The 1,033-nt window shown below is 60.2% G+C and carries 1 protein-coding gene; it reads left to right on the plus strand.

The window, feature by feature from the left end:
• Window positions 1–97: 97 nt before the first annotated feature.
• Window positions 98–1,033, plus strand: a 936-nt coding sequence (locus ACXJKR_RS33340; protein ID WP_457326505.1) for a TonB-dependent receptor domain-containing protein, incomplete at its 3' end; no start/stop codon positions are given.

A 1,033-nucleotide genomic window follows, 5' to 3' on the forward strand; every position in this document is an offset into this window, starting at 1 on the left:
GATGCCACCAGGCGAACCAGCAACGACTTGTCGTCGTTGACGCGGCTACTACGAGGTCGGCCTTGACATTGGTCGCCCCGTCAACGACGACAAGTCGTTGCTGGTTCGCCTGGTGGCATCGAAGCAAGGGGCGGGCTCCACCAGCGTGGGCTTCAACGGTCAGAAGGCCGAGTTCATCGCGCCGGCAGTCACCTACCGCAACAAGGCCTGGGGAACCGAGGTCACGGCACAGTACGAGTACCAGGACAGGTACAAGCCGCCCTACCCCCTCGTGGTGACGAATGGCACCAGCCTCAGCGAAGACCTGCCGCTGCACCGCTTCGAGCCTGCGTCGGACGGAACGACGACGAAGACGAAGGTCGCCACGTTCACGCTGAATCAGCGCCTCGGAGAAGACTGGGATCTCAGCATCAAGTACACCGACGACCGCAGGGGCAACGACGCTCAGAACGTGACGACGTTTCCTGGCTACTTCTTCGGTTTGCCGCTGAGCGAGCAGATGTCGCTCGCGTTCAATTCTGGCAACTCCTACAAGAGCAAGATTGGCAAAGTCGAGCTGAAGCACGACTTTGAGACTGGCCCGTTGGAGCACCACTTCCTGGCGGCAATTGACTACACATCAAGTCGCATCTCGACGCACAACCAGCAAACCGCGATCACGAGCACGGACACGGTGACCGGTGTCGTGACAGACCTCGGCCCGGTCTTCGGTCCGGCCTTCGGTGGCATCCCTGGACCGATGGTCTTCGGCGGCCAGAGCCCGAAGGACAAGGGCCTGTTGTTTATGGACCAGATCATCTGGGACAAATGGACGGCATTGCTCGGCATGCGCTTCATCAGGTTTGAGGCGAACAACGACACCAAGGTGACGCCAGAGTTCAAGAAGACGCTTCCATCGCTGGGCGTGCTTTACCGGGTCACACCGAACGTATCGCTCTATGCCAATGCCTCCAAGGGATTCCTGCCCAACGCCGGCAACTTCCAGTTCGACGGTTCGGGCGTCCCTCCCGAGAACGCCAGTCAGTACGAACTG

Source organism: Roseateles sp. P5_E11 (assembly GCF_054049355.1).